Origin of the sequence: Pelomicrobium sp. G1 (genome assembly GCF_051905455.1) — a bacterium.
Taxonomy (GTDB): Bacteria; Pseudomonadota; Gammaproteobacteria; order Burkholderiales; family UBA6910; genus Pelomicrobium.
This window is the reverse complement of record NZ_JBQACR010000069.1, coordinates 1-611: the sequence shown is the minus strand read 5'-3', so window position 1 is coordinate 611 and position 611 is coordinate 1. Positions and strand designations below refer to the sequence as shown.

Annotated in this window: 1 protein-coding gene; it reads left to right on the top strand. The window is 65.8% G+C overall.

The window, feature by feature from the left end; genetic code table 11:
* Positions 1–611: homocysteine S-methyltransferase family protein (locus ACTFO6_RS17480; protein WP_439935705.1), on the top strand; the 611-nt coding region annotated here is incomplete at both ends.

Genomic DNA, 611 nt, shown 5'->3' with positions numbered 1-611 from the left:
GTGCTCGAGCCTCTGGGAACGCGAACCAAAGCCGAGGCCGAGGAGGCGTTCTTCGAGCAGGCGGTGGCGCTCAAGCAAGGGGGCGTCGACGTCGTCTGGATCGAAACCATGTTCGCCGATGAAGAGCTGGACGCCGCGGTACGCGCGGTGGCACGCGCGGGGCTCGATTACGTCGCTACCATGACGTTCGACAGCGGCGGGCGAACCATGATGGGCATCAGGCCGGAAGACGCGATGGTGCGCAGCCACGCTTTTTCCAAACCTCCCCTCGCCTTCGGCGCCAACTGCGGCGTGGGTCCGGCCCAGTTGCTGGACTCGGTGTTGGGGCTGGTGAAGGGTGCCGCAGACGGAGATGTTATCGTGGCTAAAAGCAACTGCGGCCTCCCGGCGCTGGGAAACGACATGCGTGTTCACTACAACGGCACGCCGGAAATCATGGCCGACTACGCGTGCCTTGCGCGTGATGCGGGCGCGCGAATCATCGGCGGCTGCTGCGGCACGACAGCGCTGCATATTCGGGCCATGGTGGAAGCGCTCTCGTCCCGGCCCAAGGGGCCACCGCCCTCTTACGAGCAGATCGAAGCGCGGCTGGGGCCGGTCAAGGTCACCAC